This is a genomic window from Streptomyces sp. NBC_00287 (genome assembly GCF_036173105.1).
In the GTDB taxonomy this organism is placed as follows: domain Bacteria; phylum Actinomycetota; class Actinomycetes; order Streptomycetales; family Streptomycetaceae; genus Streptomyces.
Genome location: NZ_CP108053.1, coordinates 5265861 through 5289686 on the forward strand (window position 1 = coordinate 5265861; position 23826 = coordinate 5289686).

11 protein-coding genes are annotated in these 23826 nt (G+C 71.5%); 6 read left to right on the plus strand and 5 right to left on the minus strand.

Features of this window, described 5'->3' with window-relative positions; genetic code table 11:
- The first annotated feature begins 35 nt into the window (after nucleotides 1-35).
- The 4 genes from OHT76_RS24020 (at nucleotide 36) to OHT76_RS24035 (ending at nucleotide 14181) form a co-directional block, all read left to right on the plus strand.
- Entirely contained in the window at nucleotides 36-7856 is a 7821-nt protein-coding gene (locus OHT76_RS24020; RefSeq protein WP_328872925.1) for a non-ribosomal peptide synthetase, read from the plus strand.
- Nucleotides 7857-7937: 81 nt separating this feature from the next.
- A complete protein-coding gene (locus OHT76_RS24025) occupies nucleotides 7938-9242 on the plus strand; it encodes an MFS transporter (RefSeq protein WP_328872926.1) in 1305 nt (434 codons plus the stop codon).
- 19 nt (nucleotides 9243-9261) lie between these two features.
- Nucleotides 9262-13068 carry an amino acid adenylation domain-containing protein gene (locus OHT76_RS24030; RefSeq protein WP_328872927.1) on the plus strand — a complete coding sequence of 1269 codons (3807 nt, stop codon included), beginning with the start codon at nucleotides 9262-9264 and terminating at the stop codon, nucleotides 13066-13068.
- 42 nt (nucleotides 13069-13110) lie between these two features.
- The gene (locus OHT76_RS24035) at nucleotides 13111-14181 is read left to right on the plus strand and encodes a TauD/TfdA family dioxygenase (RefSeq protein ID WP_328872928.1); all 1071 of its coding nucleotides are present in this window, start codon (nucleotides 13111-13113) and stop codon (nucleotides 14179-14181) included.
- A gap of 90 nt (nucleotides 14182-14271) precedes the next feature.
- Here OHT76_RS24035 and OHT76_RS24040 read toward each other — a convergent pair whose 3' ends face one another.
- The 4 genes from OHT76_RS24040 to OHT76_RS24055 form a co-directional block, all read right to left on the minus strand.
- Nucleotides 14272-17277 (minus strand): non-ribosomal peptide synthetase, encoded by a 3006-nt coding sequence (locus OHT76_RS24040; RefSeq protein WP_328872929.1) that lies wholly within the window; start codon nucleotides 17275-17277, stop codon nucleotides 14272-14274.
- A 49-nt stretch (nucleotides 17278-17326) separates the two neighbouring features.
- Nucleotides 17327-18286 carry a fatty acid desaturase family protein gene (locus OHT76_RS24045; protein WP_328872930.1) on the minus strand — a complete coding sequence of 320 codons (960 nt, stop codon included), beginning with the start codon at nucleotides 18284-18286 and terminating at the stop codon, nucleotides 17327-17329.
- 68 nt (nucleotides 18287-18354) lie between these two features.
- The gene (locus OHT76_RS24050; RefSeq protein WP_328872931.1) at nucleotides 18355-18612 is read right to left on the minus strand and encodes a phosphopantetheine-binding protein; all 258 of its coding nucleotides are present in this window, start codon (nucleotides 18610-18612) and stop codon (nucleotides 18355-18357) included.
- Nucleotides 18596-18817 (minus strand): MbtH family protein, encoded by a 222-nt coding sequence (locus OHT76_RS24055; RefSeq protein WP_328872932.1) that lies wholly within the window; start codon nucleotides 18815-18817, stop codon nucleotides 18596-18598. Before OHT76_RS24055 ends, OHT76_RS24050 begins: the two co-directional genes overlap by 17 nt.
- Before the next feature lie 201 nt (nucleotides 18818-19018).
- Here OHT76_RS24055 and OHT76_RS24060 point away from each other — a divergent pair, with 201 nt between their 5' ends.
- Nucleotides 19019-19831, plus strand: a complete 813-nt coding sequence (locus OHT76_RS24060) for a thioesterase II family protein (RefSeq protein ID WP_328872933.1) — start codon at nucleotides 19019-19021, stop codon at nucleotides 19829-19831.
- On the opposite strand, the gene OHT76_RS24065 is transcribed toward OHT76_RS24060, so the two are convergent.
- The gene (locus OHT76_RS24065; RefSeq protein WP_328872934.1) at nucleotides 19776-20480 is read right to left on the minus strand and encodes a 4'-phosphopantetheinyl transferase family protein; all 705 of its coding nucleotides are present in this window, start codon (nucleotides 20478-20480) and stop codon (nucleotides 19776-19778) included. The genes OHT76_RS24060 and OHT76_RS24065 overlap by 56 nt on opposite strands.
- A gap of 391 nt (nucleotides 20481-20871) precedes the next feature.
- Here OHT76_RS24065 and OHT76_RS24070 point away from each other — a divergent pair, with 391 nt between their 5' ends.
- Nucleotides 20872-23826, plus strand: coding sequence for an AfsR/SARP family transcriptional regulator (locus tag OHT76_RS24070; protein WP_328872935.1), 2955 nt, complete (start codon nucleotides 20872-20874; stop codon nucleotides 23824-23826).

A 23826-nucleotide genomic window follows, 5' to 3' on the forward strand; every position in this document is an offset into this window, starting at 1 on the left:
GAACCAGTTCTGTCTTTGCTGCGAGGGAGCCCCGCATGATTCCGTTGTCGTTTGCGCAGCAGCGGTTGTGGATCGTTGGCCAGTTGGAGGGGCCGAGCGCGACCTACAACATGCCGTTGGCCCTGCGTCTGTCGGGGACGCTGGACCCGGACGCGCTGACGGCGGCACTGGGCGATGTCGTGGGGCGGCACGAGAGTCTGCGGACGGTCTTCCCGGTGGTGGAGGGCGAGCCGGTTCAGCGGGTAGTGCCTGCCGACGAGGTGGTGCTGCCGCTGGTGTGGGCCGACGCGGGTGGCCGCCAGGTGGCGGAGGTGGTGACTGAGGCCGCGGAGTATGTGTTCGACCTCGCGGTCGAGGTTCCGGTGCGGGTGTGGGTCTTCTCGCTGGGGCCCGATGAGCATGTCCTGGTGCTGGTGATGCATCACATCGCCTGTGATGGCTGGTCGGTGGGGCCGCTGGGCCGGGACTTGGGGCTTGCTTACGCGGCGCGGGTGCATGGGGTGGCGCCGGAGTGGGACGAGTTGCCGGTTCAGTACGCGGATTACACGCTCTGGCAACGGGAGTTGCTGGGGGCGGTGAGCGATCCGGGCAGTGTGATGGCCCGGCAGTCGGATTTCTGGCGTGCGGCATTGGCGGAGCTGCCCGAGGAGCTGGGGCTGGCGTTCGACCGGCCGCGTCCTGTGGTGGCCAGCCACCGTGGTGGCCAGGTGCCGGTGGTGGTCGGTGCGGGTGTGCACGCGCGGGTCGAGGAAGTGGCCCGCCAGGCGGGTGTGACGCCGTTCATGGTGGTGCAGGCGGCGTTGGCGGTGCTGTTGTCGCGGCTGGGGGCCGGGACCGATGTTCCGCTCGGCACGCCGGTGGCGGGGCGTGCCGATGAGGCGCTGCACGACCTGGTCGGGTTCTTCGTGAACACGCTGGTGCTGCGCACCGACGTCTCGGGGGATCCGACGTTCCGGGGGCTGCTGGCGCGGGTTCGGGAGACGGATCTGGCGGCGCTCGAGCACCAGGATCTGCCCTTCGAGCGCCTGGTGGAGATCCTCGCCCCGTCCCGCGCGGTGGCCCGTCACCCGCTGTTCCAGGTGATGCTGGCCTTCGAGACCGATGCCGGGAGTTCCTTCGATCTGCCGGGGCTGCGGGTCGGCGAGCTGGAGGTGTCGGGGGGAAGGACGGCCAAGTTCGACCTGAACTTCGAGCTGCGAGGACAGTACGGGGCGGACGGGCGGCCGGCGGGGATCGAGGGCGTCGTCGAGTACGCCACCGACCTGTTCGACCACGACACGGTCCAGGAGCTGGCCGGGCGCTTCGACCGGCTGCTCGAGCAGCTGATCACCGACCCCGACCAGCCCGTCGGACGCGCGGACATCCTGACCGATCGGGAACGCCGGTTGCTGCTCGAGGAGTGGAACGACACCGCGCATGAGGTGCCGCAGGACCCTCTGCCCGCGCTCTTCCAGGCCCAAGTCGCCAGGACGCCCGACGCGGTCGCGGTGGTCTGCGGTGACACGAGCCTGACCTACACCGAACTCAACCAGCGGGCCAACCGGCTGGCGCACCGGCTGACAGCGCTGGGGGTGGGCGCCGAGGTGCCGGTGGCGTTGCTGCTGCGGCGGTCGGCGGATGTGATCGTGGCGGTGCTGGCCGTACTCAAGGCCGGTGGGTTCTATGTGCCGATCCACTCCGGTTTTCCGCCGGAGCGTGCGGCCTGGGCCCTGGATGACTGCGGCGCTCGGGTCGTACTGACCGATGATGCCGCGCTGTTGGCGGGGACAGAGTGCGGTGCGCAGGTGCTGGTGCTGGGGGACTTGGACGTCTCCGGCGAACCGGCCGGTGACCCGGAACAGGTCGTGAGCGCCGATCAGTTGGCGTACGTCATGTTCACTTCCGGCTCCACCGGGGTGCCCAAGGGAGTGGCGGCCCGGCACCGGGATGTCGCGGCGCTGGCCTTCGACCGGCGTTGGCGGGGCGAGGGGCACAGGCGGGTGCTGGTGCACTCGCCGCACGCCTTCGACGCTTCGACGTACGAGATGTGGGTGCCGCTGCTTTCCGGCGGCCGCCTGGTGATCGCGCCGCCCGGGGACCTGGATGCCCCTGTTCTGCGCCGGCTGATCGCCGAGGAGCGGATCACGGCGCTGTGGCTCACCGCGGGTGTGTTCGCGCTCATGGCGGAACAGGACCCGGAGTGTTTCGCGGACGTGCGCGAGGTATGGGCCGGAGGCGATGTCCTCTCGCCGGTCGCCGTACGTCGCGTGCTGCGGGCATGCCCCGGTGTCGACGTGGTCAACGGGTACGGCCCGACCGAGACCACCACGTTCGCGGCGAGCTGTCGGCTGCGTTCGGCGGATGACGTCACCGATCAGGTGCCGATCGGCAGGCCGTTGGACAACATGCGGGTGTACGTCCTCGACGGCAGCCTGCGGCCGGTACCGGTGGGCGTGGCCGGTGAGTTGTATGTGTCCGGTGCGGGGCTGGCCCGGGGGTATCTCCACCGCCCGGCACTGACCGCGGAGCGGTTCGTGGCCTGTCCGTTCGGTGCGCCCGGGGAGCGGATGTACCGGACCGGGGACCTGGTGCGGTGGCGGGCGGAGGGGAATCTCGAGTACCTCGGCCGGGCCGACGACCAGGTGAAGATCCGGGGGTTCCGGATCGAACTGGGTGAGATCGAGGCGGTGCTGAGCCGGCATCCGCAGGTCGGACAGGCCGCGGTCGTCGCCCGGGAGGACCGGCCCGGGGACAAGCGTCTGGTGGCCTATGTGGTTCCGGCCGGCTCGGGCGCGCCGGACGCGGCGCAGGTACGGCGGTTCGCCGGGGAAGGTCTGCCGCAGTTCATGGTGCCGGCCGCGGTCGTGGTGCTGGACCGGCTGCCGCTGACGGCCAACGGAAAGCTGGACCGCAAGGCCCTGCCCGCCCCGGACTACGCGTCGGCCTCGGCGCACCGAGCCCCGACCACGGCTCGGGAAGAGCAGCTGTGTGCGGCGTTCGCCGAGGTGCTGGGCCTGCCCGGCGTGGGCGTCGACGACAACTTCTTCGAACTCGGTGGCCACTCCCTGCTCGCGATCAGACTGGTCGCCCGCATCCGGGCCCTGCTCGGCATCGAACTCACCCTCCGCGCCCTGTTCGAAGCCCCCACTGTCGCCGCTCTGGCCGGTGCGCCGGCCGGCGCCGAGTCCTCACGTCCCGCGCTGGTGGCCACGGCTCGTCCTGAGCCGCTGCCGCTGTCGTTCGCCCAGCAACGACTCTGGTTCCTGGGCGAGTTGGAGGGGCCGAGCGCGACGTACAACATTCCGGCGGTCATCAGGCTGTCCGGCGTGCTCGACAGACGGGCGCTGGCCGCGGCGCTGCGGGATGTGCTCGGGCGCCACGAGGTGTTGCGTACACGCTTCCCGGCGTTCGACGGACGGCCGTATCAACAGGTGGTGCCGGTCGAGGAGCTCGGCGAGGTGCTCACGGTGGTGCCGGCCGATCAGACCGGGCCGTCCGGTGTGCCCGCGCGAGTGATCGAGGCCGTGGGGTACGGCTTCGACCTGTCGGCCGAAGTGCCGTTCCGGGCCTGGCTGTTCGAGGCCGGTGCGGAAGAGCAGGTGCTGGTGCTGCTCATGCACCACATCGCCGGCGACGGCTGGTCGATGGCGCCCCTGGCGCGGGATCTGTCGGTGGCGTACACAGCGCGCTGTGCCGGCCGGGCACCGGACTGGGTGCCGCTGCCGGTGCAGTACGCGGACTACACGCTCTGGCAGCGCGAGCTGCTCGGCTCGGCGCAGGACCCGGAGAGCCTGCTGAGCGGGCAGCTGGCCCATTGGCGCCAGGCGCTGGCCGGGCTGCCGGAGGAGCTGTCGCTGCCGGTCGACCGCGCCCGCCCGGCGGTGGCCACGCACCGGGGTGCGAGCGTGCCGCTGGACCTTCCCGCCGCGCTCCACGCGCAGGCCGCCGAGCTGGCCCGGGCCGAGGGCGTGACGGTGTTCATGGTGCTTCAGGCCGCGCTGGGCGTGCTGCTCTCCCGGCTCGGCGCCGGCCCGGACATCCCGATCGGGACCCCGACGGCCGGACGCACCGACACCGCGCTCGACGACCTCGTCGGGTTCTTCGTCAACACTCTGGTGCTGCGCACGGACCTCTCCGGCCGGCCGTCCTTCCGTGAGCTGCTGGTCCGCGTGCGCGAGCAGGCCCTCGACGCGTTCGCGCACCAGGACATGCCCTTCGAGCGCCTGGTCGAGGAGCTGGCCCCGGCCCGCTCGATGGCCCGCCATCCGCTGTTCCAGGTGATGCTCTCCCTGCAGAACACCACCGATCCCGTGCTCGACCTGCCGGGCCTGCGCACGAGCATCCTGCCCGACGGCGACACCCCGGCGAAGTTCGACCTGAACGTCGACCTGAGCGAGCGCTTCGACGACCGCGGCCGACCCGCCGGGATGACCGGCGAACTCACCTACGCCGTCGACCTGTTCGACCACGCGACCGTCGAGCTGATCGCCGAGCGCTTCGGCCGCGTCCTCGACACCCTGACCGCCGACCCCGCCCAGCGGGTGGACCAGGTCTCGCTGCTGTCGGCCGCGGAGCGGGAGCAGGCGCTGCACGTCTGGAACGACACCGCCCACCCGGTCCCGCCCACGACGCTGCCCGCGCTCTTCCAGGCCCAGGCGGCCCGTACCCCCGAGGGCACCGCGGTCGTCTTCGACGACACCGCCCTGACCTACCGCGAGCTCAATGCCCGTGCCAACCGGCTCGCCCACCACCTGATCGACGACGGAGTCGGTCCGGAGGACGTGGTGGCCCTGGCGCTGCCGCGGTCGGTCGAACTCATCGTGGCGATGCTCGGCGTGGTCAAGGCGGGCGCGGCCTATCTGCCGATCGACGCCGACTACCCGGTGGAACGGGTGCGGTTCATGATCGAGGACGCGAAGCCGTCGTACGTGGTGACGCTTCAGGGCATCGCGGAACGCCTGCCGGCCGACGCGCCCCTTCTGGTCCTCGACGACCCGGCCACTTCGCGGAGGCTGACCGCGGACCCGGCGTCGGACCACGACCCGACCGACGCGGACCGCACCACCCCGCTGACCCCCGCGCACCCCGCCTACGTCATCTACACCTCCGGATCCACCGGAACCCCCAAGGGCGTGGTGATGCCGCACCGCGGCATCACCAACTTCATCACCGTCCACCGCGAGTCGGTCTTCGCCGCCGCCGCGGTGTCCCCGCCCGGTCGGCCCCTGCGCGTCGCCCTGACCAACTCCATATCCTTCGACGCCTGCTGGGACCAGCTCTCGGGCCTGATGGAGGGTCATGAGCTGCATGTCGTCAGCACGGAGGTGCTCTCCGACAACGGCCTGCTCGCGGCGTGGCTGGACGAACACGACGTCGACTTCCTCGAACTGACCCCCTCCCACATGGCCTCCGCCGTGGCGGGCGGTCTGTTCGACGGCCGACGCCGGCCGGCGCTGCTCGTGGTCGGCGGCGAGGCCGTCCCCGACGCGCTCTGGGAATGGCTCGGGGCACTGGGCGACGGCACCCGCAGCTTCAGCTTCTACGGGCCAACGGAGTGCACGGTCTACCAGGTCTTCGCCGAGCCCCGTGCCACACCGAGGCCGGTCCTCGGCCGGACCACGTTCAACATGCGGACCTTCGTCCTCGACGACGCTCTGCAGCCGGTCCCGCCCGGAGTGACGGGGGAGCTGTACGTGGCGGGTGCCGGCCTGGCGCGCGGGTACCTCGGCCGTGCGGCGCTGACCGCGGAACGGTTCGTGGCCTGCCCGTTCGGCGCGCCGGGGGAACGGATGTACCGGACCGGCGACCTGGCCCGCCGGCGCGCCGACGGCACCCTCGAGTTCGCCGGCCGGGCCGACGACCAGGTGAAGATCCGGGGCTTCCGGATCGAGATCGGCGAGGTCGAGGCGGCGCTGGGCGGGCATCCCGGCGTCGCCCGGGCCGCGGTCGTGGTCCATGAGGGCGCCCCTGGCGACAAGCGTCTGGTCGGCTATGTGGTGCCTGGGCCGGGCCAGGACCCGGAACAGCGCGCCCAGTTGCCCGCCCTGCTCAGACGGCACGTCGCCGGGATCCTGCCGGAGTACCTGGTACCGGCGGCGGTCATGGTGCTGGACCGGCTGCCGTCGACGCCCAACGGCAAGCTGGATCGCAGGGCCCTGCCGGCCCCGGACTACGCGGCCGTCTCCACCCACCGCGCCCCGACCACGGCGCGGGAGGAGATCCTGTGCACCGCGTTCGCCGAGGTACTGGACCTGCCCGCGGTCGGTGTCGACGACAACTTCTTCGACCTCGGTGGTCACTCCCTGCTGGCGACCCGGCTGGTCGCCCGCGTCCGGTCCCTGCTCGGAGCCGAGCTCGCCATCCGCACCCTCTTCGAGAACCCCACCGTCGCCGCCCTGGCCGCTGCGCTGACCGGGGCCGGTGCCGGGCCTTCGCGTCCGGCGGTGCAGGCCGCGGTGCGCCCGGACCCGATGCCGCTCTCGTTCGCGCAGCAACGGCTGTGGATCGTCAACCAGTTGGAGGGGCCGAGCGCGACGTACAACATGCCGTTGGTGCTGAGCCTGTCCGGAACGCTGGACCGGGGCGCACTGGAGGCGGGACTCCGTGACGTGGTGGGGCGGCACGAGAGTCTGCGGACGGTCTTTCCGGCACCCGAGGGCGAGCCGTTCCAGCGGATCGTGCCCGCCGACGAGGTCGTACTGCCCATCGTGTGGTCCGACGCCGAAGCCGACCGGGTTGCGGAACTGGTGGCCGAGGCGGAGGGGTACGTATTCGATCTGGCCGCCGAGATTCCCGTGCACGCCCGGGGGTTCTCGGTGGGCCCGGACGAGCATGTGCTGGCCCTCGTGCTGCACCACATCGCCTGTGACGGCTGGTCGGCGGGCCCGCTGGGCCGGGATCTCGCGGCCGCCTACGCCGCGCGCGTCGGCGGCACGGCGCCGAAGTGGGACGAACTGCCCGTCCAGTACGCCGACTACGCCCTGTGGCAGCGCGAACTGCTCGGCTCCGTAAGCGATTCCGGCAGCCCGGCGGCCCGGCAGGCGATGTTCTGGCGCGGCGCGCTGGCGGGGCTGCCGGACGTATTGCCCCTGCCCCTCGACCGGCCGCGCCCTGCGGTGGCCAGCCACCGGGGTGCCGAAGTGCCCGTGGCGATCGGCGCGGACGCGCACGGACGGGGCGACGAGCTGGCCCGCCAGGCCGGGGTGACGCCGTTCATGGTGATGCAGGCGGCGCTGTCGGTGCTGCTGTCGCGGTGGGGCGCCGGGACGGACATCCCGCTCGGCACGCCCTTGGCCGGGCGCGGTGACGAGGCGCTGCACGACTTGGTCGGGTTCTTCATCAACACCGTGGTCCTGCGCACCGATCTCTCGGGAGATCCGACCTTCCGTGAGGTGTTGACCCGGGTCCGGGAGACGGACCTGGCGGTGTTCGAGCACCAGGATCTGCCCTTCGAGCGGTTGGTGGAGATCCTGGACCCGCCCCGGTCCCTGGCCCGCCACCCCTTGTTCCAGGTGAACCTTTCCTTCGACAGCGCGGCCGGCGTCTCCTTCGGCCTGCCGGGGCTGCAGGTCGACGAACTGGTGGTCCCGGGCAGGGAGTCGGCCAAGTTCGACCTGAACTTCCTGCTGCGAGGCGTGTACGGAGCGGACGGGCGGCCGGAGGGGATCGAGGGTGTCATCGAGTACGCCACCGACCTGTTCGACCACGCCACGATCCAGACGCTGGCCGGGCGCTTCGCCCAGCTGTTCCAGGACCTGGTCACCGACCCCGACCAGTCCGTCGGCCCGGCCGAAGCCCAGCAACCGCCGCCGCCCCTGAGAGGGCCCGGTCCCGGAAAGCGGCGGGTGCTGATCGGTTCGCGTCCGCCGCGGGACTGAGGTTGTCGCACATGGTCTTCGACGGCCGCCGATGGAACGTACTTCGAAGCTTTCCGCATCTCCGAAAAGTTGGGCGAACGCATGCCGAAAATCCCTAGTACCGAGGCGAAGCCGCCCTCACTGTTGCGCCACCGCAACTTCGCCCTGCTGTGGGCCGGCCAGTCGGCCTCGCTCTTCGGTACCCAGATCACCTATGTCGCGATGCCGCTGACCGCCGTCCTGCTGCTCAACGCGACGCCGCTGGAAGCGGGGGCGCTCGTCGCCCTCGAAACGCTGCCGTTCCTGCTGTTCGGCCTCTTCGTCGGCGTGCTGCTGGACCGTCGGGCACGCCGTTCCGTGATGATCGTCGCCGACGTCGTACGTGCGGCGGCCCTGGCCTGGATCCCTGTCGGGCACGCGCTCGATGTGCTGAACATCGGTCAGCTGCTCGTCGTGGTCTTCGTCGTCGGCGTGATGACCGTGTTCCACGACCTCGCGTACCAGTCCTATGTGCCCGGTCTGGTCGGCCGGGACCGGCTCCCCGAGGCGAACGGGAAGCTTGAGCTCTCGGGCTCGATGGCGCAGGTCGCCGGGCCGGGCGCGGCGGGGCTGCTGGTCTCCGCACTCGGCGCACCGGCGGCGATCGCGGTGGACGCGGTGAGCTATCTCCTGTCCTTCTTCACGGCGGCGGGACTTCCGGCCGACGAAGCCCCGAAGCCGCAGCCCGGTGCGTCGGCGCTCTCGGTCCGCGCCGCGATCCGTGAGGGCTTCGCCGTGATCTGGAGGCAGCCGCTGCTGCGCTGGTTCACCACCGCCGCGGTGATCATCAACCTGTTCTCCGGCGCGCTGATGTCGGTGTTCTTCCTCTACTTGATCCGGGTGCTCGAGATGGGCTCGACGCAGGTCGGCCTGATCGTCGCGATCGGCAGCGTGGGTGCGCTGATCGGCGCCCTCCTGGTCGGCCGACTGACCGAACGGTTCGGGGTCGGGCCGACGCTGATCCTGACGATGGCGTTGCCCGGCCTCGGCTACCTCGTCCTCGCGGCCGTGCACGGCAACTCGGTGGCGGTGATCGCCGTCGTGGCGGCCGCCTCCTTCGTCGTCCAGTTCAGCGTGCCCGTCTTCAACGTGACGGTGATCAGTTTCCGGCAGGTCACCACCCCGGACGAGCTGCTCGGGCGGGTGAACGCCACGGCGCGTACCTGTGCCCTGGGCGCGTTCTCGCTCGGCTCGCTGCTCGGCGGTGCGTTCGCGTCCGGGGTCGGGCTGCGGACGGCCGTCGTGGTGGGTGCCAGTGGGACGTTCATGGCCGCCCTGGCTCTGCTGTTCTCGCCCGTGCGCGCGGTACGCCGCCTCGACGCGCTGCCCGCCGACACCGCTTCGCCCTCCGCGCCGGTGTCCGCATGACCACTCAGGAGTACACATCATGACTACGACATCGACGTCCCTGGACGTCCCGATGCAGGAGGAGGGCTACCAGCTCTCTCCGCAGCAGCTCGCCCGCTCGAACGAGGCCGGGAGCACGGCGGTCCGCACGGTCCGCACCGCCGCACGGATCCCGGTGCCGGTCCTGCAGACGCGGATCGCGGCGGCGGTCGCCGCGCACGAGATCCTGCGCACGCGGTACACCGAGCTTGCGGGGCTTCGCACCCTCGTCCAGGTCGTCGATCCGGTGGGTCCGGTCGCGATCGAGCAGGCGGGGCCGGAACGCACCGTGCTCCGGGCCGGCGCGCTGACCGTCGAGCACGAACTCGGTCCGGATGGCACGCTGCTGGTGCTCACCCTGCCGCGGCTGAGCGTCGACGACGCTTCCTGGCAGCAGCTCGTCGGCCTGCTGCTCGAAGACCTCGAAGACCTCGATGACCTTGCGGACCTCGAGGACCTTGAGCAGCAGGCCGAAGAGGCGCTGCAGTACGCCGATGTCGCTGCCTGGCTCGGCGAAGTCCTGGAGCAGCCGGCGCGGCCGGAGGCGACCGACGACACGGGGCGGCAGCCGTCGACACCGTCCAGCGCGCTGCCCTTCCTTCTGTCCGCCGACCTCCGGGACGAGGCCGCCGAGCCGGTGACGGTCTCGGCCGTCGTCGAGGGGCCGGCGCTGGAACGGCTGGACGAGCTCGCCGGACGGTGCGGTGTGAGCGAGCCGGCGGTGCTGCTGGCTCTGTGGCGCTCGCTGTACGGCCGATACTGCCGCGATGCCGACGACCACATGGTCGTGCTGGCCGACGGCCGGTCCACGGAAGGCCTGGAGAGCGTGCTCGGCCTGCTGGAGCGCCCGGTACCGGCGCGGTTGGAGATCGCCGCGGACACCCCGGTCGCCGACGCACTGCGGACCGCTCAGGACGCGCTCCGTTCCGTCGCGGCGATCGAGAACCAGGCCGACCCCGGGACCGCACCGGGCGGCGGCGCGCTCTCGTACCGCCACCGCCGGGACCGGTGGGCCGAGGAGATTTCGGCCGGGACATCCGCGTACGACGTGCCCGGTCCGCTCCACCTCGACTGCGTCCGCGGACCCAGCAGCCTGCGCCTGACCTTCGTCGGTACCGGCGGCCGCATCGCACAGGCCGATCTGGATCTCGTGGCGGAGGCCTTTCGGCACCAGCTCGCCGATGCGCTGTCCGGCGGCACGGACCGCGCCGTCGGCGGCCTTCGGCTCACCGCGCCGAACGGGCCGACCGCGGGCGCCGAGCCGCACGCGCCGTACGCCGCCGTGCTCGACCGCTTCCTGACGCAGGCGGACCGCACGCCCACGCGGCCGGCGCTGCGCTGCGGCGACACCGTCGTGTCCTACCGGGACGCGGCGCTGCGCGCGGATGCGGTGGCACACCTCCTGCGCCGGCACGGCGTGCGGGCCGGGGACCGGGTCGCGCTGTTCGCGCCGGCCTCGGCGGAGACGGTCGTCGCGATGCTCGGTGTCTGGCTCGCGGGCGCGGCGTTCGTCCCTCTCGACCCTTCGTGGCCGCGACAGCGGATCGAGATGATCCTGCGGGAGGCCGACCCCGCGCTGCTGCTCACCCAGGTTCCGAACGCCGATCACCCGGCCTCCGTCCGCACCGTGTGCACCGCCGACGCGACCGTGGACCCACAGCGCGCGGTGCCGTCCGGCGTACCGGCCGCGGGCGCCGCCTACGTGATCTTCACGTCCGGCACCTCCGGCCTTCCCAAGGGCGTCGTCATCGGGCACGAGCAGCTGGCGCACTACGCCGCGACCATCGGTGAGACGCTCGCGCTGTCCGAGGGCGCCGAATGCGCGGCGGTCTCCACGCTCGCCGCGGACCTCGCCTATACGGTGGTCTTCCCGACCCTGGCGAGCGGCGGATGCGTCCAGCTCGTCCCCAGCGAGACCGCCACGAGCCCCGCCGCGCTCATCGAGTGGTTCCGGGCGAACCCCGCGGCCGCGCTGAAGCTGGTCCCCTCGCATCTCTCGGCGCTGCTGGCCGAGGCCGCCGACCCGGCGGCGCTGCTGCCGAGCGAGGCGCTCGTGCTCGGCGGCGAGCTGCTGCCGCGCCCGCTGTACGAGAGGCTGCGGGAGCTCGCGCCGTCGCTGCGGGTGTACAACCACTACGGCCCGACAGAGACGACGGTGGGCGCCTCGTGCCGCGCGCTGGACGAGGCGGTCGACGCACGCTGCTCTTCGATCCCGGTGGGCTCGGGCCTGGGCGCGAACACCCTGACGGTGGTCGACGAGGCGGGCGTCCCGCTGCCGCCCTGGTGCCCGGGCGAGGTGGTGATCAGCGGTCCCGGAGTGGGCCTCGGCTATCTCGCGCGGTTGCGCGAAGGGCTGCCGGGCTTCGGCACCGCCGATGCCGCCGACGGCTACCGGACCGGCGACCTCGGCCGCCTCGTGCCCGGTGCGGGTGTCGAGATCCTCGGCCGGATCGACGACCAGGTGAAACTGCGCGGATACCGCCTCCAGGTCGGTGAGATCGAGGCACTGCTCACCGGGCGGTGCGGCGTCGGCGCCGCGGCCGTCGTGGCACGTGCCGACGACAGCGGCCTGGTGACGCACCTTGACGCCTACCTCGTAGCCGCCGACGGCCCTGCCCCGTCGATCGAGCAGGTGCGGACAGCTGTCGGCGACTGGCTGCCGGCCGCCCTGGTGCCGACCGGCTGGCAGATGCTGGACCGGCTTCCGCTGACCCGCAACGGCAAGCTGGACCGCCGCGCCCTCGCTCCGGTCGGGCCGCCGAAAGCCAGGGCCGGCCGACCGCGCGACTCGGTGGAACAGCGCCTGCTGGCCATCTGGTCCTCGACCCTCGACCAGGACATCTCGTCCCCGGACGCCGACTTCTTCGAGTTCGGCGGGCAGTCGCTGCGGGCGATCAAGCTCATGGCCCAGATCAACAGCGCCTTCGGCTGCCGGCTGCCGATGTCCGCGGTGTTCGGCGCGCCGACCGTCGAGGCGATGGCAGCCCTGGTGCGCGGGAGCGAGGCCCAGGACTCGAATCTGGTCCCGCTGCGCGCCGCTTCCGGAGCGGACGTCAAGGCACCGATCTTCTGCGTCCACCCGGGCGGTGGCAACACGCTGAGTTACTGGGAGCTGGCCCGTGCGCTGCCGGCGGACCGGTCGGTCTTCGGCATCGAAGCCTGGGGTCTGCACGGCAGGCCGCCGCAGGAGGACTTCGCCGCCATGGCCGAGGAGTACGCGGCGACCATCGCGGCCGCCGGTGACGCCCCGCCGGTGATCATCGGCTGGTGCTTCGGCGGCCTGATGGCCTACGCCACGGCCCAGGCCCTGCGCCGCTCCGGGCACAAGCCGGCCCAGCTGATCATCGTCAACTGCGGTGTCCCCGCCGCCGACGACGGCGCCCTGGCGCAGAAGCCCGCCGACTACCTCATCCGCCGCTTCGCCTTCCACTACCAGCTGGACCTGCCGGCGGGGGAGTTCGGTGAGCGGGAACTGCTCGCGGCCATGCAGGACGTCGGGCGGCTGCCTCCCGACGCGGGTGAGGCGGAGCTGCGCAGCCTGCTGGACGTCTACACGACCAACATGACTGCCCTGGACCGCTACTTCATGCAGCAGCGCAACAGCTTCGACCGCCCCGACTTCCCGGTGCTGCTGGTGCGCGCGGAGCCGGCCGGCGAGCCGCACGACGCGGACCGCACCTGGGGCTGGGGATCGGTGGTCGGCACGGATCTCGGCTTCGCCTCGGTGGCCACCACCCACCACGGCATCATGCGACAGCCCCAGGTCGCCCAACTCGCCGAACTGATCGGACGGGAGCTCGAGTCATGACCCGCGTATGGGTTCACCGCAGAGGAATTGAGGGCGCAGGACATGAATGAAGCAACTCCCAAGGCGCCGGGACCCCGCTCCCTTCAGCGCGCGACGCGCCGGCCGGTGCGCGTCCCGGGTGCGGACGCGGTCACCATCGGTTTCCTGCCGGAAGCACCGTCGACGCCCGCCCTCGTCACACCGGACGGTCCCGGTGTCGACCTGCCCGGCTGGCTGCGCTCGAACCGGGACGCCGTCGAAGCGCGGCTGCTGCGGCACGGCGCGATCCTGCTGCGTGGGTTCCACAGGGGTTCGGTGGAGAAGTTCGAACAGGCCGCCTCGGCCGTGTGCGGCACCCTCTTCCGCGAGTACGGGGACCTCCCGAGGGAGGGCGAATCGGAACGCGTGTACAAGTCGACGCCGTATCCCGAGGACCTCTCGATCCTCTTCCACAACGAGAGTTCGCATCTGCCGCAGTGGCCGATGCGCCAGTTCTTCTCCTGCATCGTGGCCCCGCACACCGGAGGCCAGACGCCGATCGTCGACTGCCGGACGGTTCTCGACCGGATGCGTCCGGAGCTGGCCGAGCTCTTCGCCACCAAGAAGCTCCGCTACGTCCGCAACTTCATCGACGGCGTCGACGTCAGCTGGTCGCGCTTCTTCGGCACCGACGATCCGGCCGAGGTCGAGCGCAAGTGCGCCGAGGAGGGGACCAGCTTCGAGTGGACGCCGGACGGCGGCCTGCGGACCTCACGTCAGGCCGAGGCGGTGCTGCGCCACCCGGTGACCGGCGAGGCCGTGTTCTTCAACCAGTTGGCCCTGCACCACCCGTCGTCGCTCGACCCGGAAACGCGCTCCTCGCTGCTCGCGATCTGCGGCGATCAGGGCATGCCGCGCAACGTCTTCTGGGGAGACGGCTCGGTCATCGACGACGCCGTGGTGACCGAGGTCCGCGACCTGATGGACCGTGAGTCGGTCGCCTTCACCTGGCAGGAGGGCGATGTCCTCGTCATCGACAACATGCTGGTCGCGCACTCGCGCAGCCCCTTCACCGGGCCGCGGAAGATCGTGGTGGCGCTCGGCGACATGACCGGCGGATCCGTGCCGACCCTGAGTTCTGTGAGTTCTGTCTGACGGGTCACGGGACAAACCACTGGGGGCGCCCCACCGATCAAGACATCGGTGGGGCGCCCCCAGTGGTGAAGCCGACGGGCCGCTGCGGATCTAGACCGCGTTCGCCACGGCGACCGGAGCGGGCAGCGCCTTGCGGTCGTGCTTGCCGTTGGCGTTCAGCGGCATCCGCTCGAGCAGGGTGATGGTGGACGGCACCATGTAGTACGGCAGTTGGGTGCGCAGGTACTTCCGCAGCGCGACCGGGTCGGGGCTGAGCCCCGGCCGCGGCTCGACGTAGCCGGCCAGCCGCCGATCACCCGGGGTGTCCTCCCGGACGGTCACGGCGGCGTCCTGGACGTCCGGGTGCTGGCCGAGCACCGACTCGACCTCCTCCAGCTCGATCCGGAACCCGCGCAGCTTGACCTGCCGGTCGACCCGGCCCAGCACCTCCACATCACCTGTGGGCAGCATCCGCGCCAGATCCCCGGTGTTGTACAGGCGGGCACCCGGCCGGTCCGAGAAGGGGTGGGCGACAAACCGCTCGGCGGTGAGCTCGGGGCGCCCCACGTAACCGCGGGCCAGGGCCAGGCCGCCGATGTAGAGGGTGCCGTTCACACCGACGGGTACGGGCTGGAGCCTGCTGTCGAGGACGTAGAACTCGGTGTTGGGCAGCGGGCGGCCGATCGGGACCGGTTCCTCGTCGCCGCGCTCGGGCATCGGAGTCTCGAACAGCCCGCTGTCCACGGTCGATTCGGTGATGCCGTACGAGTTGACCAGTCGGGTGCCGGGGGGACACAGCTTCGCCAGGTTCCAGTAGTCCCGCATGAACCAGATGTCCGCGCCGACGGCCAGCACCTTGAAGTTGTCCAGCAGCCGCCCCTGCTCGGCCACATAGGCGCTGAGCCGGCGGATGACGACCGGGACGAGGTCGGCGAAGTCGATCCGCTCCCGCTGGAGCAGCGCGTACAGCCGTGCCGGATCGAGCAGCGTCTCCCGGTCGCACAGCACCAGCGTGCCCCCGGAGCACAGTGCGCGGACCATGTCGCCGGTGAACACGTCGAAGCCGATGTTCGCGGCCTGGAGGTGCCGGTGCACCACCGTGCCCAGGTCGTAGACCCGCTCCCAGGAGCGGAAGGCGCTCATCAGGGCGCCGTGGGTGAGCATCGCACCCTTGGCGCGGCCGGTCGATCCCGAGGTGTACACGAGAAACGCCAGGTTGTCCGCGTTCGGTTCGGCGTACGGGGTCGGCGTGGCGGCGGACAGCTCGGCCTCCGCCGTATCGACGCCCTCGGCGAGCCAGTCGTCGAAGTGGCCGACACTCAGCCCGTCGGTGAGCCCCGGTATCGCGGCCGCCACGTCGTGGCGGGTCAGGAGCAGGCGTACGGAGGCATCCGAGAGTACGTACCGCAGGCGGTCCACCGGGTGGTCCGGATCGAGTGGCACATACGCGCCGCCCGCTCGGAGAATGCCGAGCAGAGCCGCCACCGAGTCGGGGCAGCGCGGCGCGCACAGCCCCACCCGGGACTCCGGGCCGACGCCGAGCGCGCGCAGCCGGGCGGCGATGATCCCGGCCCGCCGGTCGAGCTCGCGGTAACTGACCCGCTCGTTTCCGTCCACCACCGCCACGGCGTCGGGAGTGGCGCGGGCGTGCTCCTCGAACAGGCGATGCACACACGCGTCGGGGGAGACCTCGACGGAGATCACGTTGTCCCGGGTCAGCACCTCGGCCCGCTCCGGCTCCGAGAGCAGCGGCAGCCGGGACAGCGGCAGATCGGGGTCGGTCACGGCGCCGGCCAGCAGCCGCTCGAAGTGGCCGGCCATCCGCTCGACGGTGTCGTCGACGAACAGGTCGGTGTTGAACTCCCAGTCACAGTTCAGCAGTTGGCCATCATCGACGATGTGCAGGCTGAGGTCGTACAGCGCCGTGGTCCGATTGTCGCTGCTGAACGGACCGATGTGCGGCCCCGATGCGGCCCGCGCGGCGGTGTGCAGCGACATCATCGTCTGGAACAGCGGGGCGCGACTGAGATCGCGGTCCTGCCGCACCTCCTCGACCACGCGCTCGAACGGAACCTCCTGGTGGGCGAAGTCCGCACGGCACGTCTGCCGGGTGCGCGAGACCAGCTCGCGGAACGTCGGGTCGCCGGTCAGGTCCATGCGCAGGGCCAGGGCGTTCGCCAGGCGGCCGATGAGCGATGCGGTCTCCGGCCGGTCACGGCCGGCCACCGACGTGCCCACCACGATGTCGTCCTGGCCCGAGTAGCGGTGCAGCAGGGCCGAGTATCCGGCAAGCAGCGTGACGAACAGGTCCGCGGAGCCGCTCAACTCCCGCAGTCCGGCGGCCAGCTCGGCGGAGAGGGAGAAGGAGCGGGTCCGCCCCGCGTACGTCTGGACGGGCGGCCGCGAGCGGTCGGTCGGCACCCGCAGTGTGGGCAGCTCGCCGCTGAGCCGCTCGCGCCAGTGCGCCAGCCCCTGCCGTGCCTCCGGGGCCGCCGCGCCGTCCGTGAACCGCGCACGCTGCCAGTGGGCGTAGTCGGCGTACTGGACGGCGAGCGGCGGCAGTGGATCGGCGCTGCCTGCGAGGAGTGCCATGTACAGGCGGCCGAACTCGTCCGTCAGTACCGTCATCGACCGGTCGTCGGTGAGAGTCGGGTGCAGGTTGATCAACGCGACGGTCTCCTGCTCGGTGAGCGCCACCAGCGTCACCCGTAGCAGCGGACCCCGCGTGAGATCGAACGGCGCCTGCGCCTGTTCCGTCGCGAGCCGCCGTATCTGCTCCTCGGCGTCGTCCGCGGCGCGCAGGTCGACGGTCCGGGGCTCCCAGGCGCAGGTGTCCGCCGAGGCGATCGTCTGCACCGGCTCGCCGTCGACCGAGGTGAAGGTGGTCCGCAAGGTCTCGTGCCGTCGCACCAGGGCCTGGAAGGCCCGGCCCGCCGCATCGAGGTCCACCGGGCCCGACAGGCGCAGTGCGTACGGCGTGTGGTGAGCGGTGTCGCCGAGACCGAGCTGGTCCAGGAACCACAGGCGCTGCTGTGCGAAGGACAAAGGGGCGCCCGCGTCCGCCGGGCGCCTGGTGATCCCGGTCGACGCCGCCGCGGGCTCAGAGGTGTCGTACATGCCGTCCTGCCTTCTTGAGTGCGTCCCGGATCGGTGGTGGGGGTGGGTGCTATTCGGCACGGGCGCCGGCCTGCGCACGGGCCGCTCGGCGGTTGGCGGCGGCCTCCCGGGCGATGGCGCGGAAGAACTGCGGATAGCTGGGGGAGGTGTGCTTCGCGTACGCCAGCGTCAGATCGTGGCGCCGGCGCAGCTGGTTGATCGGGACGACCATGGCCGCGTGGTGCTCGATGTGCAGGTTGTTGCCGTTGGTGTACCAGGTGCTGAACCAACTGCCGGTGATGGAACGGGTGTTGCGCAACACATCGGTACTGGTGTTGTCGCACAGGATGTGTTCGGGCAGCTCGACGAGGAAGTGCAGGGGCACCGCGACCAGCAGCGGAAGCAGCCATACCCACAGCACCAGCGCGCCCTGGCCGAACGCGACGAGCACGGCGGCCGCGAGGATCGGCAGCGCGAACAGCCGGTATTCGGTGACGACTTCACGCTTGCGGGCCGGTGCGATCTGACCGGTCTCGTACGTCCAGGAGCCGGTCCAGGCGCGCACGATGTCCGCCACCGCACTGCCCAGCCTGCCGAAGGCCAGGGCCTCGCGGACCAGGGCTGCCCAGGTGACGGGCTGACGCGAGTCGAAGCCGAAGAACTCCGAGTCCTGGTCGGTGCCCAGGTAGCGGTGGTGCTGCAGATGCCGGACGCGGTAGTGGCTGTAGGAGACCAGCATCGGGATGCCCAGCGGGAAGCCGGCGATCCGGTGCCGGCGGGCACGACGGAAGGCCGAGTGGTGCAGACACTGGTGTTGCAGTTCCAGCCAGTGTGCGTACATCGCGCCGATCAATATGACGCCCAGCACCCGCAGCGGCCACAGCCCGGGCAGCAGTACGAGCGCCACACCGAGCGCCCAAATGAGGTAGGCGACAAGGAGTTTGAAGAAGAACGTCCGCTCGTCGGCAGCATTGACCTTGGTCCGTCTGAACAGGTCTTGTGGTGACGCTGTGCTTGCGTCGGTGGTCATGTGACACCCTCCCCTGTGGCAGTCGCCGCGCTCCGGGTGCTGCCCGAAGCGCGGCGACCAGGGTGCGGTCAGGCCGCGTCGTCGACCAGGGCGCTGAGCTTGTCGCTGAGGTCCCTGAGTACTGGATTCTTGAAAATGGTCCGGGCAGTGCGGGAAATTCCGAGTTCCTCGCTCAGGATCTGCCCGAGGCGGACGGCGATGATGGAATTGCCGCCGATATCCATGAAGTTGTCGTCGATACCGATGCTTTTATTGCCCAGGAGGCTCCGCACGCTGTCGACGACCAACGCGTCCATAGGGTTGCGGAACTCACTGACGCGGTTCATCGCCCATCTCTCTGATCAGGCTGGCCGGCCTCATGTCCGTCCAGTTCCTGGACACATAGTCAAGACAGTTCTTGCGTGTGTCCTCGCCGTGCGCCACCGTCCAGCCAGCCGGTACGTCACTGAACGAAGGCCACAGCGAATGCTGATTCTCGTCGTTGACCAGGACCAGGCACAGGCCTTCTTCATCGTCGAACGGATTTGCCACGGATTCTCCTGAGGAATCAATCAAACGGCGCTTGTCTCGCTGGCGAGACACGTGGATTGAAACCTAGTGCACATCCCCATCCAGGTCAGCGAGTTGAACGCCTGCCCGGTGCCGACTCGATGAGAGGCTGTATATCGGGGCGGCCTGCGTTATCTTCTACGCTGAATTCCATTCCTCCGGCGAACGAAAGGGCAGGCGGCTGTGAGCACACAGGCTGTGCGGGCCGATGTATGGCTCCGCCGCTACAGCGAGGCCCGGCCCGGGGCGGTCAGGCTGCTGTGCTTTCCGCATGCGGGTGGCGCGGCCAACTTCTACCTCCCGTTCTCCCGGCAGCTCTCGCCCATGGTCGAGACGCTTGCCGTCCAGTACCCGGGCCGCCACGACAGGCTGGCCGAACCGCCGGCCCGCTCGATCACGGAACTGGCCGACGGGGTGGTCGCGGCGCTGGCCGACCGGGAGGAAGACCGGGCCGCTCCGCTGGTGCTGTTCGGGCACAGTCTGGGTGCCCTGGTCGCCTTCGAGGTAGCCCGGCGCCTGGAGCGCGGGCCGCTCACCGGGCCGGCCGCGCTGATCGTCTCCGCGTGCCGCGCACCGTCCCGACTGCGTCCCGGCTCCGTCCATCTGCGCGACGACGCGGGGGTGCTGGCGGAGCTGCAGCGACTGGGCGGCACCGCGGGAGACCTGCTGGGCAACGAGGAACTGGTGCGGATGTTCCTGCCCACGGTGCGTGCGGACTACGCGGCCCTGGCCGCGTACACGCGGCTGCGACCGGTGGCCGAGCCCCTCGCCTGCCCGGTCATGGTGATGGCAGGCGACAACGATCCCGTAGTGCCGGTCGACGACGCCTTGGCCTGGGCACAGTTCACCACCAGCGGCTTTGCGTCCGAACTGTTCCCCGGCGGCCATTTCTATCTGACCTCATGCGCGGACCAGGTCACCGAGTCCCTACTGCGGACGGTCACTTCATCGGGAGATCCCGATGCACCCGGATCTCGCAGGGCGCCGGGGAGTTGACCGCGACGGCGGCCGCCTGGCCGGGGCCCGCCGAGAGGTCGGTGAGCTGCCATCCCGCGACCGCACCGCGGACGTCGTCTGCCGCAAGGTCACGGCCGAAGCCGGTCCCCAGGCCCTTGAGGTAGGCCTCCTTGCGCACCCACAGTCGGGCGAAGACCGCCGACCGGTGCTCCGGAAGTGCCGTCTCCACCTCCTCGCGCTCCGCCGGGTGCAGCGCCTTCGCGAGCAGCTCCGCGGTCCCGGGCTTCGGCACGGGCTCCGTGTCCACGCCGATCGGGGTCGGCGCGACGCCGATCAGGACCAGATCCCGACTGTGGGACAGCGAGAACTCCAGCCGCGCAGAAGTGAGTACGGGCCGTCCGTGCGGCTCGTCGCAGCACGGGCAGGCGGCTCGGGCGAACCGAAGGGCGGCGGGTGTCTCGCCGGTCAGCGCGGACAGGATCGTGCGGAGCGCGGCGTGGGCGAAGCCGTAGAGGACGCGGTCGCTGTCCCGGACGAAGGCGTCCATGCGCTGCCGCTCCCGCTCGTCCAGCGCTGACAGGTCCAGTGTGGTGGGCGAGGCCGCCGTCGGGGCCGGCAGTGCCCATACCTGCACCTCGCCCCGGTCCTGAGCTGTGGTGTCACTGCGGAAAGCCGCTGCCGTCCCCATGACGATGATGTTCCCAACGGTGGCAGCAAGAGGTGGACGCGGGTCCCGGTCGTTCACCTCCGCCGACCGGGACCCGTGTGCGTCCCCGGACCGGCCGCGGCGGCAACACTCCCCCGAGCAACGCGTCTTACGCGCGCACCGTCGGGCCAGATCCGATGCAGTGATCAAAACAGGCCCCACCAACGGATCGCTAACATGTGGCCAACGGTTCTCCGTGCTGCCGTCGTCCGACTGGCGTGAACTCGTCGGGGCGATCTTGCCGGACGGCCGGAACGGTAGCGGATCCCGGCGGGTGGCCCGTCGGGGACAGGGTGGCGGAATACCGCCGTCGACCGGCGGAAATCCGCCACGGCGGCCGGACCGCCGTGGTGCACGGAAAGGCAGTGGCGGCGTGAAGCGGTACGAGCTGCGGTTCGGACTGCTGGGGCCCCCGATCCTGTACGACCATGGCGGCGACGGCGCCGTGGTCCGTCCCCTCGGCAGCCCCAAGGTGCGGGCGCTCCTGGCCGCCCTCCTCCTCGAAGCCGGCCGTACCGTCTCCGTCGACGCGCTCAAGGACGCCCTGTGGGGCGGCGCGCCGCCCGCCTCGGCGCACGCCTCCCTGCACAACCACGTCACCCGGCTGCGCCGACTCCTCGACGACCCCTCGCGACTGCGCGCCGTGTCCCCCGGGTATCTGCTGCGCGTCGACGACGGCGAGCTGGACGTCCATGTCTTCGAGGCGCATCTCGCCGCAGCCCGCGCCGCCCACACCGCCCTGGACTGGCGCAGCACCCTGCGCGAGTGCACGGCCGCGCTCGCCCTGTGGCGCGGCACACCGCTGAGCGGACTCGCCGCCGAACTGGGCGGCTACGCGTTCGTCCAGCGCCTGAAGGAGGCCCGGCTGCTCCTCCTGGAGTGGTGCTACGACGCCGAGTTGGCCCTCTCCGACGGCCGCCTCGACGCCCTGCTCCCGGAGTTGGCCGCCCTCGCCGCCGAACATCCGCTGCGCGAGTCCTACCACCGCCAGCTGATGCTCGCCCTGCATCGCAGCGGGCGACAGGCGGAGGCCCTCGCCGTCCACCGCGATCTGCGGGAGCGGCTCGTGGAGGAGCTCGGCGTGGAGCCGGGGCCCGCTGTACGCGGGGCGCACATGGAGGTACTGCGGGAGGTCGCGGAGGAGAGCGATGAGCACTCGGAAACCGCCGTCAAGGCCCCGCCGCTCACCCTCCGTCCCGCCCAACTCCCTCCACCACCCGCCCACTTCACCGGCCGAACCCCCCTCACCGACGACCTCCGCCGCACCCTCACCGACCCCGGCCCCACCATCACCGTCCTCACCGGCATGGCCGGCATCGGCAAGAGCGCCCTGGCCCTCCACATCGCCCACGCCCTGACCGACCGCTTCCCCGACGGCCAGCTCTACGTCAACCTCCACGGCGCCACCCCGGGCATGCTCCCGCTCAGCTCCGCCCAGGCCCTGGCCGCGCTCCTGCGCGACGTCGGCGCCGACCCCCGCTCCATCCCCGAACACCCGGACGCGGCCGCCGCGTTGCTCCGCTCGATGCTCGCGCCCACCCGCACCCTCCTGGTCCTGGACGACGCCGCCAACGCCGCACAGGTACGGCCCCTGCTGCCCGCGGGCCCGGGCTGCGCCGTGATCATCACCAGCCGTTCCTCCCTCGCCGCCCTCGACGGCGCCCACCGCTTCCCGCTCACCCCCCTGTCCGCCGAGGACAGCGCCGCGCTGCTGCGGGCGGTGTCCGGACGCAAGGACGACGGGATCGACGCGGGCCACCCCCTCGTCGAACTCACCGGCCGCCTCCCGCTCGCCCTGCGCGTGGTCGCCGCCCGCCTCGCCGCCCGCCGCGCTCTCACCCCGGAGGTGCTGGCCGGGCAACTGACCGCCACCGAGGGACGGTTGCACCACCTGGAGTACGACGACCTCAGCGTCCGCCGCTCCCTGGCCGTCGCGCACGACGCGCTCGCCGCCTCCGACCGCGAGGCCGACCGGGACGCGGCCCTCGTACTGCGCCGCATCGGCGCCCTCGACCTGCCCGAGTACGGCGCCCCCCTGCTGGCCCGCCTCAGCGGTATCGGCACCCGGCGCGCCGAGGACGCCCTCGACCGCCTCGTCGACGTGGCCCTCCTGGAGGAGACGGCGCTCGGCCGCTACGTCCCCCACGACCTGGTCCGCGACTTCGCCCGCGAACTCGCCGGCACGGAAGGCGGCACCGCCGTCGCCGAGGCCGCCCTGAGCTGGTACGCCGCCCTCGCCGAACGCAGCCTCACCGCGATCGTCGAACCCGGCCTCGACCAGGACGACCGGCGCCGCCCCACCTCCTGCCAGCCGTCCGAGCACGAGGCCTACCTCATCGGCACGCACCCCTTCGACAGTCCCGAGGCCGCCTTCGCCTGGGGCGAGACGGAGCTGGAGAACGTCGTCGCGCTGGCCGAGCGGTACGCCGACGCGCGTGACCTCCGTATCGCCTCCCGCGTCTGCACCCTGCTGCGCCTGATCTTCCCCTACGTCCACCGCAGCGGCCGGGTCGCCGAGATGGAGATCCTCGGCCGGGCCGCCCTGCGGGTGGCGCGGCGCGTCGGGGACGAGGCCGCCGAGGCGTACGCGCTCGGCGATCTGGCCGGTGTGCACTTCATGAGCGGCCGGGGGAGCGAGGCCCTCGCCCTCAACGACCAGGCCCTGGCGATCTGGCAGCGCCTCGGCCACCTCTCCTGGATGCGCCGCTCCCTCAACAACCGGGGCCTGCTGCTCGAAGGACTCGGCCGCTACGAGGAGTCCGAGCGGGCGCTGCGCCAGAGCCTCGCCTACTCACGGCGGCTGAACGACCCCTACGGCGAGGCAGTCACCCACCAGCACCTCGGGAACCTCTACGAGCACACCGACCCCCGCGCCGCCATCGAGCAGCACCGCCTCTCCCTGGCGATCGGGGAGACGATCGGCAACGTCCTCCTTCAGCTCTACGCGCGGTGCAACATCGGCTACGCCCACCTCACCCTCGGCGAACCGGCCGCGGCCGCCCGGCACTTCGAGGAGAGCCTGCGGGTCCTGGTCGCCCACGGCGACTGGCACGGCGAGTCGCAGACCCGGCTGGGCCTGATCCGCTCCCTGCGGCTGCTGGGCCGTACCGAGCGGGCCGCGCGGGAGTGTGCCGAACTGCTGCGCCGGGCCGACGCCCGCGCCGACCGCTACACCGCCGGACTCGCCCGCCATCAGCACGGACTCCTGCTGCGCGAGGAGGGGCGGACCGAGGAGGCGTACGCGGCCTGGCGGGCGGCGCTCGACGCGCTGGAGGGCACGGACGCGACGGCGGTCCGCGCCGAACTCAGCTCCCTGCTCACCGCCTGA

Coding starts and splice junctions, on each gene's coding strand:
- OHT76_RS24065 (WP_328872934.1), bottom strand. CDS start 20,480: ATGGGGACGGCAGCGGCTTTCCGCAGTGACACCACAGCTCAGGACCGG.
- OHT76_RS24035 (WP_328872928.1), top strand. CDS start 13,111: ATGAATGAAGCAACTCCCAAGGCGCCGGGACCCCGCTCCCTTCAGCGC.
- OHT76_RS24050 (WP_328872931.1), bottom strand. CDS start 18,612: ATGAACCGCGTCAGTGAGTTCCGCAACCCTATGGACGCGTTGGTCGTC.
- OHT76_RS24025 (WP_328872926.1), top strand. CDS start 7,938: ATGCCGAAAATCCCTAGTACCGAGGCGAAGCCGCCCTCACTGTTGCGC.
- OHT76_RS24045 (WP_328872930.1), bottom strand. CDS start 18,286: ATGACCACCGACGCAAGCACAGCGTCACCACAAGACCTGTTCAGACGG.
- OHT76_RS24030 (WP_328872927.1), top strand. CDS start 9,262: ATGACTACGACATCGACGTCCCTGGACGTCCCGATGCAGGAGGAGGGC.
- OHT76_RS24020 (WP_328872925.1), top strand. CDS start 36: ATGATTCCGTTGTCGTTTGCGCAGCAGCGGTTGTGGATCGTTGGCCAG.
- OHT76_RS24040 (WP_328872929.1), bottom strand. CDS start 17,277: ATGTACGACACCTCTGAGCCCGCGGCGGCGTCGACCGGGATCACCAGG.